Source organism: Sphingomonas sp. 28-62-20 (assembly GCF_002281505.1).
Genome location: NZ_NCGH01000021.1, coordinates 1 through 14,815 on the forward strand (window position 1 = coordinate 1; position 14,815 = coordinate 14,815).

The 14,815-nt window shown below is 58.9% G+C and carries 18 protein-coding genes; 10 read left to right on the forward strand and 8 right to left on the reverse strand.

Annotated features, from left to right (window positions below; genetic code table 11):
• Positions 1-178: 178 nt before the first annotated feature.
• Positions 179-2,800, reverse strand: a complete 2,622-nt coding sequence (locus B7Y43_RS15545; RefSeq protein WP_374132587.1) for a TonB-dependent siderophore receptor — start codon at positions 2,798-2,800, stop codon at positions 179-181.
• Positions 2,801-3,114: 314 nt separating this feature from the next.
• Between B7Y43_RS15545 and rplU the strand changes: the two genes are divergently transcribed.
• The 3 genes from rplU (at position 3,115) to B7Y43_RS15560 (ending at position 4,510) form a co-directional block, all read left to right on the forward strand.
• On the forward strand, positions 3,115-3,483 hold the full coding sequence (rplU, locus tag B7Y43_RS15550; protein WP_374132588.1) for a bL21 family ribosomal protein: 369 nt from the start codon (positions 3,115-3,117) through the stop codon (positions 3,481-3,483).
• A gap of 26 nt (positions 3,484-3,509) precedes the next feature.
• The gene (gene rpmA, locus B7Y43_RS15555; RefSeq protein WP_374132589.1) at positions 3,510-3,785 is read left to right on the forward strand and encodes a bL27 family ribosomal protein; all 276 of its coding nucleotides are present in this window, start codon (positions 3,510-3,512) and stop codon (positions 3,783-3,785) included.
• Between the two features lie 176 nt (positions 3,786-3,961).
• The gene (locus B7Y43_RS15560; protein ID WP_374132590.1) at positions 3,962-4,510 is read left to right on the forward strand and encodes a GNAT family N-acetyltransferase; all 549 of its coding nucleotides are present in this window, start codon (positions 3,962-3,964) and stop codon (positions 4,508-4,510) included.
• 65 nt (positions 4,511-4,575) lie between these two features.
• Here the strand turns inward: B7Y43_RS15560 and B7Y43_RS15565 are convergent, their stop codons facing one another.
• A complete protein-coding gene (locus tag B7Y43_RS15565) occupies positions 4,576-5,445 on the reverse strand; it encodes a metal-dependent hydrolase (protein WP_374132591.1) in 870 nt (289 codons plus the stop codon).
• Positions 5,446-5,514: 69 nt separating this feature from the next.
• Here B7Y43_RS15565 and B7Y43_RS15570 point away from each other — a divergent pair, with 69 nt between their 5' ends.
• Positions 5,515-6,114, forward strand: a complete 600-nt coding sequence (locus tag B7Y43_RS15570; protein ID WP_374132592.1) for a TetR/AcrR family transcriptional regulator — start codon at positions 5,515-5,517, stop codon at positions 6,112-6,114.
• 190 nt (positions 6,115-6,304) lie between these two features.
• Here the strand turns inward: B7Y43_RS15570 and B7Y43_RS15575 are convergent, their stop codons facing one another.
• From B7Y43_RS15575 to B7Y43_RS15600, 6 genes are all read right to left on the reverse strand, one after another.
• Positions 6,305-6,730, reverse strand: coding sequence for a hypothetical protein (locus tag B7Y43_RS15575; RefSeq protein WP_374132593.1), 426 nt, complete (start codon positions 6,728-6,730; stop codon positions 6,305-6,307).
• Positions 6,731-6,737: 7 nt separating this feature from the next.
• Positions 6,738-7,400 carry a hypothetical protein gene (locus B7Y43_RS15580; protein ID WP_374132594.1) on the reverse strand — a complete coding sequence of 221 codons (663 nt, stop codon included), beginning with the start codon at positions 7,398-7,400 and terminating at the stop codon, positions 6,738-6,740.
• Positions 7,401-7,542: 142 nt separating this feature from the next.
• Positions 7,543-8,019 (reverse strand): hypothetical protein, encoded by a 477-nt coding sequence (locus B7Y43_RS15585; protein ID WP_374132595.1) that lies wholly within the window; start codon positions 8,017-8,019, stop codon positions 7,543-7,545.
• 141 nt (positions 8,020-8,160) lie between these two features.
• Positions 8,161-8,640 carry a hypothetical protein gene (locus B7Y43_RS15590; protein WP_374132596.1) on the reverse strand — a complete coding sequence of 160 codons (480 nt, stop codon included), beginning with the start codon at positions 8,638-8,640 and terminating at the stop codon, positions 8,161-8,163.
• Positions 8,637-9,056 carry a hypothetical protein gene (locus B7Y43_RS15595; protein WP_374132597.1) on the reverse strand — a complete coding sequence of 140 codons (420 nt, stop codon included), beginning with the start codon at positions 9,054-9,056 and terminating at the stop codon, positions 8,637-8,639. The genes B7Y43_RS15590 and B7Y43_RS15595 overlap by 4 nt, the downstream gene beginning before the upstream one ends.
• Positions 9,057-9,086: 30 nt before the next feature.
• Positions 9,087-9,302, reverse strand: coding sequence for a hypothetical protein (locus tag B7Y43_RS15600; RefSeq protein ID WP_374132598.1), 216 nt, complete (start codon positions 9,300-9,302; stop codon positions 9,087-9,089).
• A gap of 167 nt (positions 9,303-9,469) precedes the next feature.
• Between B7Y43_RS15600 and obgE the strand changes: the two genes are divergently transcribed.
• From obgE to B7Y43_RS15630, 6 genes are all read left to right on the forward strand, one after another.
• Positions 9,470-10,513, forward strand: a complete 1,044-nt coding sequence (gene obgE, locus B7Y43_RS15605) for a GTPase Obg (RefSeq protein ID WP_374132599.1) — start codon at positions 9,470-9,472, stop codon at positions 10,511-10,513.
• A 46-nt stretch (positions 10,514-10,559) separates the two neighbouring features.
• Entirely contained in the window at positions 10,560-11,123 is a 564-nt protein-coding gene (locus B7Y43_RS15610; protein ID WP_374132600.1) for a Uma2 family endonuclease, read from the forward strand.
• Between the two features lie 54 nt (positions 11,124-11,177).
• Positions 11,178-12,296, forward strand: coding sequence for a glutamate 5-kinase (gene proB / locus B7Y43_RS15615; protein ID WP_374132601.1), 1,119 nt, complete (start codon positions 11,178-11,180; stop codon positions 12,294-12,296).
• A complete protein-coding gene (locus tag B7Y43_RS15620; RefSeq protein ID WP_374132602.1) occupies positions 12,293-13,198 on the forward strand; it encodes an SDR family oxidoreductase in 906 nt (301 codons plus the stop codon). Before proB ends, B7Y43_RS15620 begins: the two co-directional genes overlap by 4 nt.
• Before the next feature lie 65 nt (positions 13,199-13,263).
• On the forward strand, positions 13,264-13,506 hold the full coding sequence (locus B7Y43_RS15625; protein WP_374132603.1) for an acyl carrier protein: 243 nt from the start codon (positions 13,264-13,266) through the stop codon (positions 13,504-13,506).
• A gap of 4 nt (positions 13,507-13,510) precedes the next feature.
• On the forward strand, positions 13,511-14,779 hold the full coding sequence (locus B7Y43_RS15630; RefSeq protein WP_374132604.1) for an aminotransferase class I/II-fold pyridoxal phosphate-dependent enzyme: 1,269 nt from the start codon (positions 13,511-13,513) through the stop codon (positions 14,777-14,779).
• Positions 14,780-14,815 lie beyond the last annotated feature (36 nt).

The following is a 14,815-nucleotide window of genomic DNA, read 5'->3' on the forward strand; positions in this document are numbered from 1 at the left end:
GGGTTAACCCCCAACCCGGTTGCCATCACGCCCACGCAAGGGCATCAACAGGGCCTCCGGCTCTACTCATAGGTGGAGGATCGTCGGGGCTCAGACCACATGCCACCGCACGACCAAAAAAAGCGCAAAAAAAGGGGGCCTTTCAGCCCCCTTTTTCAGTGGTTCATACCATTGGTGCTTAGAAGCTGGCAGAAATGCGTCCGTACAGGAAACGCCCGTTGAACCCGAACGGTGACAGGTTTGAATAGGGCAGAAAGAAGCCATTGACGCCGAACACGCCGCCAGCGGGCACGCGATCCGGATAGGTGTCGAACACGTTATCGGCGCCCACCGCGAGTTCGATGCCCTGATAAATCTTGGCGCGCACTTCAACGTCGCTCACCCATTTCGGCGACAGGGTGAAATCGGCTGGTCCTGCGCCCTGCGCGACGGCGAGGTTGGTTGAGGTACCAGCGACAAAGACCGAACCAAAGCGATTGGTGCGGAACGTGGCCGAGAAGCGATCAAGGCTCCAGTCCACCGACAGGTTCAGCTTGTCTTGTGGCTGACCGTCGGTGAGGCGGAACGATTCTTGGCGACCAAACAGAGTGAGGCCCGGCAACGAAGGCAGGACTGCCCTGCGCGTGATGGTGGTTTCATTATAGTTATACCCGGCGGTCAAACGGAAATCGCCCAGCCCGAATTCCGGGACCCTATAGGTGGCGACGATATCGACGCCCTGGGTTTTGGTATTGACGCCGTTGACGAAAAAGCGCGCCGACGTCACGTTATTGATGCCAGCTGCAGTCAGGATGCCAACCACCGCGGCACCCTGAAGATTCTCGGTCAGCACCACGCGATCACGGATGCGGATATTGTAATAATCGGCGGTGAGCGAAAACCCGTCGAACGGGCTAATGGCAATACCACCACCAAAGTTGGTCGCCTTTTCGGCCTGAAGCTGGCGGGAACCAAGCGCGCGGGCAACGGGATCGGAAACAGGGAAAGTACCGATCTCAATCAGCGTACCGTTGACGTTGTTGGTGGATGTGGTTTCGAAGAACTGCTGCGCAAGGCTTGGCGCGCGGAAACCGGTCGAGACCGATCCGCGGATCGCATAGCCGGGCAGGAATTCCCAACGACCGGCGATCTTGCCGTTTACCGTGCTGCCAAAATCAGAATAGCGTTCGTAGCGGCCGGCAACCTGCACCGTCAGCGTCTTGGTGATGCTGGTGTCGATTTCGCCATAGAAAGCAAAGCTGTTACGCGACACATCAACGGCATTATTCGGGCGGAAACCCGGAAACACCTGCGCGCCACCAGCACCGTTGAACGGTGCGGCGGAGAATGGACCGTTGATGAAGCTCGCTGTTTCGCCGGGGCGAATTTTGAAGTTTTCGTCACGGAATTCGCCGCCCACTGCGATGCCGAAGCTTTCGACAAAGCCGACGTCGAACCGCTTGCTAAGATCGAGGTTGACCACCGTTTGTCCAGCGGCGAGGCCACCCGCATCGAACACCCGCGGGCTGTTAATCCCGCCCAACGAAACGTTGAAGCTGTTCGACACCACGTAATCGAGCTGGTTAGATCCATAGACGACCGAAAGATCGGCCAAAATCCCGCTGCCAATGTCACCCTTCAGCCCGATTGCCCCAGCCACATCTTCAATCTCAGAATTGATCAGTGGCAAGAAACCATTGGCATAAAAAGGAACGAAGGTGGTTGTCGATGCGGCGAAATCGCGGTTGCGGGCGTCATTAGGCCGACGGAAAAAGCCAGCGCCGTTGCCATCGCGAATGCCGTAGCTACCAAAAGCATAAAGCTCGATACCAGGCATCACATCATAGCCAGCATTGACGAAGAAGTTGAAATCTTCGACCTGGCCATCGCCATAACGGTGGTTGAACCGGTTGATGGTCAGCTCGCGCGGGTCGCCGATTGTGGGATACTGGCGACGCGGATCGGCAGCCGATCGGTTGGTCGGGTCGCGATCTCGAAACTGGCCCGATAACACCACATAGCCGCTATCACCGACCGGCAGACCCACGCGTGCGGCCAGCGTCACAGTATTACCGTCGCCAATCGACTTGTTCCTGCCGGTATCCGTCAGCGCCAGCAGGTCATTGGTGCCGCCGCCTGCTGTAGTGACCACCGGCAGGCCGTTCGCCCCGGTCAAAACGCCTGTCACGTCAGGGACGCCGGCCAGCGTTGTGCTATAGCGGCCATAGGTAACGAGCGTCTGAACGCCCGGCTTTTTGTTCAGCTGAATGTTGATGACGCCAGCGATCGCGTCCGATCCATATTGCGAGGATGCGCCATCGCGTAGCACTTCAATGCGTTCAATTGCGACGGCGGGAATTTGGTTGAGATCGACAGCAGATGAACCGCGCCCGACCGACCCGTTGAGGTTCAGCAAAGCTGCTGTGTGGCGACGCTTGCCGTTAATCAGCACCAGCGTCTGGTCAGGCGCCAGGCCACGCAGCGTTGCGGGGCGCAGCGAATCGGTGCCATCGGTCAGCGATGGCTGAGGGAAGTTGAACGAGGGGACAAGCTGGCTGAGCAATTTGTTGGTTTCCGTCGCGCCACCACGGGTGAGCTGTTCAGCGGCAATGACGTCGATTGGCACGGTGCTGTCCGCTGCGGTGCGCCCCGCAAAACGGCTGCCGGTGACGATGATCGCCGGATCAGTGGAGGAATCGTCCGTGGCTTCTTCCTCTGCCGCCGCAGCAGCTTGGGCGGTCTGGGCATAAGCGGGCGCGGCAAACGTTATCGCAAGCGCCGACGCCGTGAAGGCCAGGCGGGTAAACATCTTGATGCGCATTTTATTCCCCTTGAAAAGAACATCCCGGTGGGCATTGGTTCCTAAAAAATAACATAACCCAGCGCTCTGACGTAACAATAGTGCGCGAACCAGAGTCTCGCGATTGTCATCGTGCTGTTGCTGCAGAGCAACAATCTGATCGCCCCTGAATGGCCAGTGCCTTTTGGAGGCATGTCGCTGTCATCCGGGTGCTCATTCTATGGCAAAGGCCCGCGTAGCGTAGTTGACAGGAAGCGCAGCTTGGCATAGTTCGCCCCTCTTTCCGCGCCGGTTCGTCCGAGCGTGGGGTGATCTATTGGAAAGTGATTTTAGCCATGTTCGCAGTCGTGCGCACGGGCGGCAAGCAATACCGCGTTGCCGCTGGAGACAAGATTGTCGTCGAAAAGCTCGACGGTGAAGCCGGAGCGTCCATCACGCTTGGTGACGTCCTGCTCGCGGGCGAAGGCGCCGAGCTGAAGTCGGTCGAGGGCCTGACGGTTGCCGCCGAGATCATCGCACAGGCGAAGGGCGAGAAGGTCATCGTCTTCAAGAAGCGTCGCCGCCACAATTATCGCCGTCGCAACGGCCATCGCCAGCAGCACACGATCCTGAAGATCCTGAGCATCGGTGCCGTCGAAGCAAAGAAGCCCGCCAAGGCCAAGAAGGCAGCGCCCGAAGGCGACGCCCAGAGCGCCGAAGCGTAAGACTGAAAATCTGAGGAAGACAGACAATGGCACATAAGAAAGCAGGCGGCTCTTCGCGTAACGGTCGCGATTCGGCAGGCCGTCGCCTTGGCGTGAAGAAGTTCGGCGGGCAGGAAGTCGTCCCCGGCAACATCCTCGTGCGTCAGCGCGGGACGAAGTTCTACCCGGGCCGCAATGTCGGCATCGGCAAGGATCACACCCTGTTCGCGCTCGTTGAGGGCCGCGTGGAATTCCACGCGGGCAAACTCGGCCGAACCTTCTGCTCGGTAGCACCAGCAGAGATGGCGATTGCCGCCGAATAACATCGGGTAACCAGCCGGGTTGCCCACCAGGGTGATCCGGGGTTCCTTCACAGGAACCAACCAAACAAGGGAGGCGGGTCACCCCGGCTCCCTTTTTTCTTGCTCCCTCAACAGCTTTGTCGCGAATACGTCATGGGGGCGTGCGAGCGGCAAGCCGACCGACGAGGAGAGTAAGCATGTTCGCTCGGACTCAAAGACTGACGCTGCGCCCCGGCTGGCCCGAGGATGCCCCTGCGCTGACGAACGCAATCGCGCACGAAGCGGTAGCGTTCAAGCTCGCGCGCCTGCCATGGCCCTATACGGTCGATCACGCGGCGGACTGGCTTTCGCAAACATCCCGCCCGGGCGAGGTCAGCCGCGTCATTCTGGCGCATGAGGGCGGTCATGTGCGGTTGGTCGGCGGAATCGGCATTCATCCCGACGGCGACGCGCATGAAATCGGCTATTGGCTAACCCCCGATGCCTGGGGTCGCGGCTATGGCACTGAGGCCGGCCACGCGATGCTGGGTATTGCGCGGCACGCGATGGGGCTGAAGCGGCTGACATCGGGCCATTTCATCGACAATCCCGGGTCCGGGCGTGTGCTCGCCAAGCTCGGCTTTCGCAACACGGGCGTGGTGATGCGGCATTGTCTGGCGCTCGGCATCGACAAGCCCTGCGCGACGCTGGAACTCGACCTGTCGGACGCGGGATCGTGTGAAGACCCGGAGCGCATGGCGGCGTGACATAAAAAAACCGTCCGGGCGGGGCCATGCCCTGCCCGGACGGACAAACAGCAACGCCTGAGGGGTCAGGCTGCCGCTAATTCTCTTTCCGCACGCGGCAGTACCGCCGCCTCGTAATCGCTCTCAGCGAGTGCGATCAGCTTGCGGTCGTCATGGTTCCACGGGTGGAAGCCGGGGAGGAAGAACGAAAACCACGCCCCCATCACCTTGCGGCCCATGCCGGGGGTGCCGAACACATACCAGGCAAGCTTCGCCCAGACGACCGGCCCGGACAGCCCGTCCTGCCGGAGAAGTTCCAGCATGCCCTTGCGACGGCCCTCAAAAAATTTGAAGGTCGTCAGCAACATCACGATTGCCTTAACGCGCCACCGCGTGAAGCGTGGCCAGTCGCGCGTGGCATGCAGCCAGGTGTCATAAGCGACGCCCTTATGCTCGATCTCTTCCGCCGCATGCCAGCGCCACAGCGCGGCAGGCTGTTGCTCACCGCCTGCCAGATGCGCCGGCGTCGCGATCAGCTCGTGCGCGATGATCGCGGTGAAATGCTCCAGCGCCATTGTCGCGGCCAGATTGGCGATGGCCGGCCGCCCTTTGGTCAGCGCCAACGCCTCATCGACATGCTGTTCGAGCAACGTCACGTCATAGCCCTGATCAGTGACGTGGCGATTGAAGGCGACATGTTCGCGAGTGTGGACGACTTCCTGCTTGATGAAGGCGTTGATTTCCGCCGTCAGCTTGGGCGAGGTGCCGTCGCGAAACTGGCGGACGCTATCGATGAAATAGCCCTCCCCCTTGGGGAAGGTGACCGACAGCGCGTTGAAAAAAGCGGTGGCATAGGGATCATTGTTCAACCACCAGCGCCCCATTTTCTGGCCACGGCCAAAGCGCAGATCGCGCGGCGTGATCGTCAAATCAGCAGGACTGGTTGCTTTCGCCACAAAAACCTCCGAACAGAATGATTCAGCAATAGTTGCTTACATCACTGTCAGTAGGTCGTACTTACACTCGTGTCAATAGTCCGTCGTCGCCTCTCCCCCGAAGAATCGCGCGATAATGCGCTTGAAGCGGCGCGCGCGCTGCTGCTCGAAGCCGGGCCGCAAGCGGTGACGCTGAAGGCCGTCGCCGCGCGGATCGGGCGAACCCATGCCAATCTCCTCCATCATTTCGGCTCGGCAGCCGGGCTGCAAAAGGCGCTGATCGCGGCGATGGCCGAATCGATCGTCGGCACGATCGCCGCCGCCGTCATGCGCGCCCGCACCGGCGATCATGATCCGCGCGAGGTTGTAGACCTGACCTTTGACGCCTTTGGCAAGGATGGCGCGGGGGCGCTGGCCAGCTGGATGATCCTGTCAGGCAATGTCGATGCGCTCGATCCGATCCTGGAAGCGATTCACGGCCTGGTCGATCAGCTGGCCGAGGACAAGGACATGCACGGCCCTGCCCTGCACGAAGAAACATTGTCGCTGGTGCTGATGGCGCTGGGCGATGCACTGCTCGGCGGCCCAATGGCAAGCGCACTTGGCCTGCCACGCGGCAGCGCGCGGGAACTAGCGGTGCGGCAGCTAACGGCGTCACGGCTTGCGGCGGGGCTGCCTGTCAAGACGTGACGGAGAAGGCGCTGGTGGCCACTTTTTGCCGTACATATCGCTTCGGGGCTGAGCGAGCTGGGCGATGCACTACGCGGGGGGCGAATGGCGAACGCGCTGGGCGTGCCGTGCATCGCCGCGCGGGCGCTGGCGTTGCGACAGCAGGCGGTGCGACACCTAGCGGCTGCACAACTTAAAATTGCGGGAGCGGTTACTTAAATGACTTTAAAACGGGATTTATAATGGGATTGTCCGATATGAAACGCAACTTCCATTTCCCTGATTCAAGGCCAAGGTCAATCACGACAGGCACTGTTTTATATGAAACGACTGAAAATATTCTCACGCCGATTGATCTATTTTTTATAGGGTAACTACATCTGGTTATTGCTGCGCCGCTTATTTCACGATCTTTTATGTAATTCTTAATTTTAGAAATACTTTTTTCGTCGATCCTTTTTTTGTCTATTGATATTGATATTCTGTTAATTCTGCGATCCTTGTCATATAACACATGCATTTCGACATCATCGCCATTGCATTTGGCTTTGATGATTTCCTGACTAGGAATTGCCGGTCTTTCATCGACGATATAGGCGACCGAACCCTCTTGAATTTGAAGATATATATACATCATTCCAGTCTCACGACTGTGGTTGGCAATTTCTTGTCGTGATCTGCGGGGGTAAAAGTTCACCCCGACGCATGTTGGGCGCCTTCAATGATTGGAAACTGGCCTTGTCCGCATAGTTGAATTCCCGCACGGCGCCGACCGAATCGACAATAAAGAGAGATACTGAGGCAGGAACACCTCGTTCAGTTACCACGCGCTCAGCTTCCGTCCAATCATCGACGCTTGGATATCGACCTTCAAGGTCCAGCGTTGGATCAAAGCCGTATGTGGGGTGATTATGAACCCACCCAACGACATTTGACGTTTCAGCCCCAGTAGGAAGAAACAGGACAGACTTGCCTTTATCGCCTAACGAAACCAAATTGTCCTTGTAAAGAGATACTCGACCGCTCTGCTGCCTAACAATCCCAGCACCGAATTCAACAGGCGGCAGCGAATTGCCGCCCGGGCCCAAATATCTCAGTTCATCTGCAACCGTCCTTGCCAACCCCGCTGCACTATCACAGTCAACCGCAAGCGGCGCAGTAATCAGAGGCGACGGCTCCCCGCCCCCACCTTCACCGGCCGGAAATAGCATAGGCGAATCAGAAAAATCCGCACGCTGCTCAAGCGGATAGGCCCAGAAAGCGCCATCGGAACGCCGAATCGCAGTAACGACAATATCATCGACCACGAGCGAGCTCCTCAACCAGAGATTCTCTAAGTCGATACTGCCAAAAAAATCTGATTAATCAATATATTACGGCTATGTCACCAGCGCGAAATCTGCCCCAAGGTACTGCGCGCGGGAATTAGCGGTGCGGCAGCTAACGGCGTCACGGCTTGCGGCGGGGCTGCCGGTCAAGACGTGACGGCGAAGGCGCGCGTGGCCAATCATCGGCGCGAATATCGGTGATCGGCTGGATAAATTGTGCCGTGAGCGCGCCGTTCTTGCGCAAAAGCCAAATCGGTACGCGGCTATATTGGCCGACTTCATACGTAAAGAAGTCAATGCTGACGCTCAATGGCGCGCTCCGAATGAAGCAATCGTTGACCCGCATACCGACAACCGGCAACGTCTTGAGCTTGTCGATGATCGCTGATTTGCTGGCATCAAGTAGGTAGAACTTTCCAACACGGATGCTGATGTTGGTTACATTACTGTGTTGATCATATTTAGTTGAAACGACCATTTCATCGCGATCACATTTTGCGCGTATGATCTGCGCGGCCGACGGTGTTGCCCTATCGTCAAAAACGATTGTTACGTCTTTGTGGGGCTGAACGGTGTCCACCTGATCAATGAATATCATAATTTACACCAATGCTGATGGCGTTGGGCGACACGCTCCACGACAGCCCTATGGCCAACGCGCTCGGGCAGCTAAATGACATGGCGGGTAAACCGGCCGTTCGGCAGCTGTTGATATCCCGCTGGGCGGCTGATTTTCCGGTCAAGGTTTAGGGGCAGACTTCCACCAGGGTTTATCGACTTCGATGTCAGCTCGAGGTTGCGCAAACTTAACAATAATCTCACCATTCTCTCGTTGAAACCACATCCGCTGCACACCGAAACTTTTCGGATCCTCATCATTTCCGAAAGTAAAAATATCGATGTTCACACTCAGCGGAGCGCCCCTTAGGAAGCAGTTATTAATCTTCACCCCGGACACTGAATGATTCTTCAACCGTTCAATGATTTCTATCTTTGCACCAGCACTCAGACGCAAATTATCTGAATAAATCATAAAATCGGAAATTCTACTTAACCAACCATAAGCAATATCAATTCTCATTCCGATTTCAGAATTTCGACAGTTAGATTGTACTATTTCAGATCGATTAGGCGCCCGCCGGTCGTCCAAGATGACATAACTATATTTTTCTCGATCCTGATTTTGGTGTACAGGTTCGCCTATGAAAAAGCTGATCATTGCTTTGCCATGCAGTCGCTGGTTGTTATTTGACCAGGTAGGTTATCACCCCTAACAAATCCTGCTTCTTGAAATGGGCCGTATAGTTGCTTGTCGCTATACTTAAATTCTCTCACTATACCGCGTGAGTCGGCCAAAAAGAGAGAATAGGCCGCAGCCGATGCACCTTGAGCAACCGCCAAATCAGCACTAGCCCAATCTTTTCTTGATGGATACCTCCCAACCAAATCTTTATTTTGTTCCCCATAACTAGGATGGTTGTGAATCAAACCCACTATACGAGACCTATCTGACGCATTTGATGGTCGTCGAGCAATAGAAAATTCATCGCTGTCATAGGTAAAGAGCTGATCCAAATAAAGCTCAAATCTGTCGCCTACTTTGATGATGTTTCCGGCATACGCCACCGCCGGCATAGTGTTGCCGTCAGCGCTATAGCTAACCAATTATTGTTGAACACGCTTGGCCAGCCGGGCTGCTGTGGAGCAACTTATGACCAACGGCACGCTTCGTTCGACAAAGGTCTCTCCGCCCTCGCCTTCGCCTACTGGCAGCAGCATGGGAGAATCAAAAAGCCCCGGCCCTTCAGACGAAAGTTCACGAACGAAAAACGCGCCCGTACTTCTGTTCAAATATCCTGTCACGACGATATCCGGATCCATGCGAAAGGCTCCTTTAGGGGGGATGCCACCACAGCATGGTACTAGAAAATAAGCACTTTTTTAACCCGAACTTGGATATTTGTTGCAAATGGTGATCGGTTGGCCGGTCGTTCGACCACTACCGCCCCCACACTGGATAAAATGCTGCTTTGCGCTAGAGGTGCGCGATGCATTTTCTCGATCAAGCCAAGATTTTCGTCCGTTCGGGCGCCGGTGGCCCCGGCGCTGTATCGTTTCGCCGTGAAAAGTTCATCGAATATGGCGGCCCCAATGGCGGCAATGGCGGCAAGGGCGGCGACATCATCTTTGAAGCCGTCGCTGGCCTGAACACGCTGATCGACTTTCGCTACACCCAGCATTTCCGTGCGCCGCGCGGCAAGGGTGGCGCCGGACAGAACCGCACCGGGGCGGGCGGCGACGACCTGATCATCCGCGTACCCGTCGGCACCCAGGTGCTGAGCGAGGACCGCGACCATGTGCTGGCGGACTTTACCGTGCCGGGCCAGCGCACGGTGTTCATGCGCGGCGGCGATGGCGGGCGCGGCAATGCCAGCTACAAGACCAGCACCAACCGCACCCCGCGCCAGCATGGCACCGGTTGGCCGGGCGATGAGGGCTGGGTCTGGCTGCGGCTGAAGCTGCTCGCCGATGCCGGGCTCGTCGGGCTGCCCAATGCAGGCAAATCGACCTTCATCAACGCGACCACCAATGCCAATGCCAAGGTCGGCGATTACCCTTTCACCACGACGCGGCCGCAATTGGGCGTCGTCAGCCACCGCAATCGCGAGTTCGTCCTCGCGGATATCCCCGGCCTGATCGAGGGCGCAGCCGACGGCGCGGGCATTGGCGACCGCTTCCTGGGGCATATCGAGCGCTGCAAGGTGCTGCTTCACCTTGTGGATGCCACTGAGGATAACCCTGTGGATAACTACAGGATCGTTCGGGCAGAACTTGACGCTTATGGCGCCGGGCTGATCGACAAGCCCGAGGTGATCGGCCTCAACAAGATCGACGCGCTCCCTGCTGCCGAGGTGAAGAAGCTCGCCACCAAGCTGAAGCGGGCGAGCAAGGCCGAGGTGATGCTGCTGTCGGGCGCTGGCGGCGAGGGCATTGAGGCGGTGCTCGACCGGCTGGTTGAGGCGATTGGCCCGCTCGAAGCGGCCCCCACCGCAGGCGACGCCGAAGAGGTAGCGGAGTGGTCGCCGATCTGAGAGCGCCCATCCTTTCGTCGCCCGCGCCGATATGGTAACAGACGGCATGCGACACGATCCAGCCTATCGACCGATCACGGCTGATGAATTTCTTGCGATCGATTTTGGGACCGACAAGAAATTTGAGCTGGAAAACGGGGTCATCTATATGATGACTGGTGGGACCGAGCCGCATGCCTGGGTTCAGCTCAACATTCTCGCGTGGCTCAAGACGAAATTGCGCGGCACTGGCTGTCGGCCCTATGGCAGCGACATGGGGCTGCGGGTCGGCGAACGCGACATACGATATCCCGATGTCGCGATTTATTGCGCCCAGCCCCCGCGCGAAGAGCTGCGCAACGCCAAAGCATTAGCTGATCCAACCGTCGTCATCGAAATCCTGTCGCCGAGTACGACCAGCTTTGATCAGGGCACCAAGCTGGAGGACTATAAGACGATTGCCAGCGTGCGGACGATCGCCTTTGTCGATCCAGTCAACGAGCTGTGCCGGACGCTTGAACGGACCGGCAGCACGGCCTGGTCGGACCAGATGTTCTCGGGCGAGCGCGGGATCGATATCCCTTCGCTCAATATCGTCATTCCCCATGATGAAATATTCGCGCACGACTGACCTTTAATGCCCAGCCATTGGCGTAACCCTGGACCGGCGCTAACGCAGGCAGCGATGACTGCCTTTTCCCCCACCACCTGCCCGCGCCTGATCGTCAAGGTGGGTTCGTCGCTGCTCGTCACGCCTTCGGGCGACGTACGGCGCGATTGGCTGGCGACGCTTGCGGCCGATATCGCGGCGCGGACCAAGGCTGGGCAGCAGATCGCCGTTGTTTCCTCGGGCGCCATTGCGCTGGGCGCGCGGCGGCTGAAGCTCCCGAAAGGGGGCCGCGCCAGTCTGGAGGACGCGCAGGCCGCCGCGGCCACCGGGCAGATCGCGCTCAGCCAAATCTGGGCTGAGCTGCTGGGTGCAGAGGGCCTGACCGCCGCACAAATGCTGGTGACGCTCGACGACCTTGAGGACAGAAGGCGCTATCTGAACGCCTCAGCAACGCTTGGGCGGCTATTGTCGCTGGGCGTCGTGCCTGTGATTAACGAGAATGATTCAGTCGCGACCGAAGAAATCCGGTTTGGCGATAACGACCGGCTTGCCGCGCGGATCGCGCAGGCGGCAGCGGCGCAGGGCGTGATCCTGTTGTCTGATGTGGCTGGCTTGTTCGAAGCCAACCCCCTCACCCACCCTGACGCGTGCCTGATCGAGCGGGTCGAGCGCATTGATGCGCGGATCGAAGCGATGGCGAGCGGCGACTCCGCTTCCGGCATGGGATCGGGCGGCATGGCCTCAAAGATCGCCGCCGCGCGAATTGCAACCGGCGCGGGCGTGACGCTGGCGATCGCATCGGGGCATGTCGACCATCCCCTCGCCGCCTTTGACACGAGCGGACGTGGCACGGTCTTCATCGCCGAACGCAGCGCGACGGCGCGCAAGGCCTGGCTGGCGGGCGGGCTGACTGCAAAGGGCGAGATCAGTGTCGATGCCGGTGCAATCGCCGCGCTGAAATCCGGCAAGAGCCTGCTCGCAGCAGGCGCTACTATAGTCACGGGCACCTTCATGCGCGGTGACCTGGTTGCAATCACCGCCCCCGATGGCCGCGTCGTCGCGCGCGGCCTTAGCGAATATGATGCCGCCGACGCTGCCAGCCTATGTGGCAAGCGCAGCGAGGATCACGCCGCCATCCTGGGCCATGAACCGCGCGGGGCACTGGTTCACCGCAACCATATGGCGCTGTTATGATCATCGCGCTGACCGGCGGCACTGGCTTTGTCGGTAAGCGGCTGATCGCGCTCGCGACGGCGGCCGGGCATCAAGTCCGCGCGCTTGCCCGCAGACCGCAAGCCGACCAGGATGGCGTGACCTGGATCGCCGGCGCGCTCGACACGCCGGACGCGCTGGCGCAGCTTATGGTCGGGGCCGATGCAGTGCTTCACGTCGCTGGCATTGTCAGCGCGCCCGATCGCGCGGGCTTCGCGGCCGGCAATATCACAGGCACCCAAGCGATGATCGACGCTGCGGTCAGCGCTGGGATCGTCCGTTTCATCCACGTCTCGTCGCTTGCCGCGCGCGAGCCCGCGCTCTCCAACTATGGCTGGTCAAAGGCCGAAAGCGAACGCCTGATCGAGAACGCGCCGCTGGACTGGACGATCGTCCGCCCGCCCGCCGTATATGGCCCAGGCGATCTTGAAATGCTCGACACCTTCCGGATCGCCAAAATGGGGATCGCGCTGATGCCACCGCCGGGCAAGATGGCGGTGATCCATGTCGATGATCTCGCCCGGCTGCTGCTGGCCCTCGCCGCAAAGGATATCGGCCAGCTGATCATCGAACCCGATGACGGTACCCCCGGTGGCTGGGCGCATGCCGATTTCCTTGGCCGGGCGATCGGCGAAGCGATTGGCCAGCGCGTGCTGCCCCTAGCGTTGCCGCGCGCCTTGCTGGCGATTGCAGCGCGGCTCGATGGGCTGTTTCGTGGATCGGGCGCGAAGCTGACGCCTGACCGGGTCGGCTATATGTGCCATCCTGATTGGACAGTTGACCCGGCCAAACGACCGCCACCTTCGCTGTGGTCGCCGCAAATCGCAACCCGTGACGGGCTTGCAGCAACGGCTGCATGGTATCGTGCGCAAGGGCTGCTATAGATTCGTCAGAATACCGCCGCATTTGCCTGCCACGGGCAGCCATTATCCAAACTGCAAGGACCGACATGAGCGACCGCACCGCCGTCTACGACACCGTTACCGCTCTGATCGAGCCGTTCAACAAGAAGGGTGTCGCGCTGAGCGATGCGACAACCTTTCAGGGCGATCTCGAATGGGACAGCCTGACCGTGATGGATTTTGTGGCCGCGATCGAGGATGATTTCGACATCATCATTACGATGAATATGCAGGCGGAAATCGAAACCGTCGGCCAGCTGGTCGATGCCGTGATGAAGCTGAAGGGTTGATACGATGAGCGATGCCGTTGCCGCCGCCGATGCCTTGCCGATTGATCCGGTACCGGTCGCCCCCGAACGCGATCTCTTTACCAAATTCGATCCGCTGATCGCTGAAAAACAGGCACTGCTCGATAACGGCGTCCGCGACCCCTTCGGGATCGTGATGGATGAGGTAAAATCGCCGACCGTTGCGATGATCAAGGGCAAGGAAACGATCCTGCTCGGCACCTATAATTATATGGGCATGACCTTCGACCCCGATGTGATCCAGGCCGGCAAGGATGCGCTGGATCAGTTCGGATCGGGCACCAATGGCAGCCGTATGCTCAACGGCACGTTCCGCGACCATATCGACGCCGAAGACGCGCTGAAGGAATTTTACGACGCGTCGTCAGCGATGGTGTTTTCAACGGGCTATCAGGCCAATCTCGGCATTATTTCGACGCTTGCCGCCAAGGGCGAGTATATCATCCTTGATGCTGACAGCCATGCGTCAATCTATGACGGCTGCGCGCTGGGCAATGCAGAGGTCGTCCGCTTCCGCCATAACTCGGTCGAGGATCTCGACAAGCGCCTGGGTCGCCTGCCCAAGGAACCCGGCAAGCTGGTGGTGTTGGAGGGCGTCTATTCGATGCTCGGCGACATCGCGCCCTTGAAGGAAATGGTCGCAGTCGCGCGCAAGCATGGGGCGATGGTGCTGGTCGACGAAGCGCACTCGATGGGCTTTTTCGGCGCGCACGGGCGCGGCGTGTACGAAGATCAGGGCCTTGATCTGGGCACTGATGTCGATTTCATCATCGGTACCTTCTCCAAATCGGTCGGCACCGTCGGCGGCTTTTGTGTGTCCAACCATCCAAAGTTCGAAGCGATGCGGATGGTCTGCCGCCCGTACATCTTCACCGCCAGCCTGCCGCCCTCGGTGGTCGCCACGGCCGCCACGTCGATCCGCAAGCTGATGCACGCGCATAACAAGCGCCAGCATCTGTGGGAAAATGCCCGCACACTGCATAATGGCTTGACCGCAATGGGGTTCAAGCTGGGCACCGAAACGCCGCAGTCAGCGATCATTGCGATCATCCTGGAGGATCAGGTGCAAGCGGTGATGATGTGGCAGGCGCTGCTCGAAAACGGGCTTTATGTGAACATGGCGCGGCCACCAGCGACGCCAGCGGGCACCTTCCTGCTGCGCTGCTCGCTGTGTGCGGAGCACACGGCAGGGCAGGTCACGCAGATATTGGGCCTGTTTGAAGCGGCAGGACGCGGCGTCGGCACGATCGCCTGATGCTCGGCTATCGAGCGTCGCGCTGTCTGCCGGGCC

What these genes read in the sequence shown, in the direction of transcription:
- B7Y43_RS15595 (WP_374132597.1), bottom strand. Translation starts at nt 9,056, where the DNA reads ATGCCGGCGGTGGCGTATGCCGGAAACATCATCAAAGTAGGCGACAGA.
- B7Y43_RS15585 (WP_374132595.1), bottom strand. Translation starts at nt 8,019, where the DNA reads ATGATATTCATTGATCAGGTGGACACCGTTCAGCCCCACAAAGACGTA.
- B7Y43_RS15600 (WP_374132598.1), bottom strand. Translation starts at nt 9,302, where the DNA reads ATGGATCCGGATATCGTCGTGACAGGATATTTGAACAGAAGTACGGGC.
- B7Y43_RS15630 (WP_374132604.1), top strand. Translation starts at nt 13,511, where the DNA reads ATGAGCGATGCCGTTGCCGCCGCCGATGCCTTGCCGATTGATCCGGTA.
- rplU (WP_374132588.1), top strand. Translation starts at nt 3,115, where the DNA reads ATGTTCGCAGTCGTGCGCACGGGCGGCAAGCAATACCGCGTTGCCGCT.
- B7Y43_RS15560 (WP_374132590.1), top strand. Translation starts at nt 3,962, where the DNA reads ATGTTCGCTCGGACTCAAAGACTGACGCTGCGCCCCGGCTGGCCCGAG.
- B7Y43_RS15610 (WP_374132600.1), top strand. Translation starts at nt 10,560, where the DNA reads ATGCGACACGATCCAGCCTATCGACCGATCACGGCTGATGAATTTCTT.
- proB (WP_374132601.1), top strand. Translation starts at nt 11,178, where the DNA reads ATGACTGCCTTTTCCCCCACCACCTGCCCGCGCCTGATCGTCAAGGTG.
- B7Y43_RS15575 (WP_374132593.1), bottom strand. Translation starts at nt 6,730, where the DNA reads ATGATGTATATATATCTTCAAATTCAAGAGGGTTCGGTCGCCTATATC.
- B7Y43_RS15625 (WP_374132603.1), top strand. Translation starts at nt 13,264, where the DNA reads ATGAGCGACCGCACCGCCGTCTACGACACCGTTACCGCTCTGATCGAG.
- B7Y43_RS15590 (WP_374132596.1), bottom strand. Translation starts at nt 8,640, where the DNA reads ATGATCAGCTTTTTCATAGGCGAACCTGTACACCAAAATCAGGATCGA.
- rpmA (WP_374132589.1), top strand. Translation starts at nt 3,510, where the DNA reads ATGGCACATAAGAAAGCAGGCGGCTCTTCGCGTAACGGTCGCGATTCG.
- obgE (WP_374132599.1), top strand. Translation starts at nt 9,470, where the DNA reads ATGCATTTTCTCGATCAAGCCAAGATTTTCGTCCGTTCGGGCGCCGGT.
- B7Y43_RS15545 (WP_374132587.1), bottom strand. Translation starts at nt 2,800, where the DNA reads ATGCGCATCAAGATGTTTACCCGCCTGGCCTTCACGGCGTCGGCGCTT.
- B7Y43_RS15620 (WP_374132602.1), top strand. Translation starts at nt 12,293, where the DNA reads ATGATCATCGCGCTGACCGGCGGCACTGGCTTTGTCGGTAAGCGGCTG.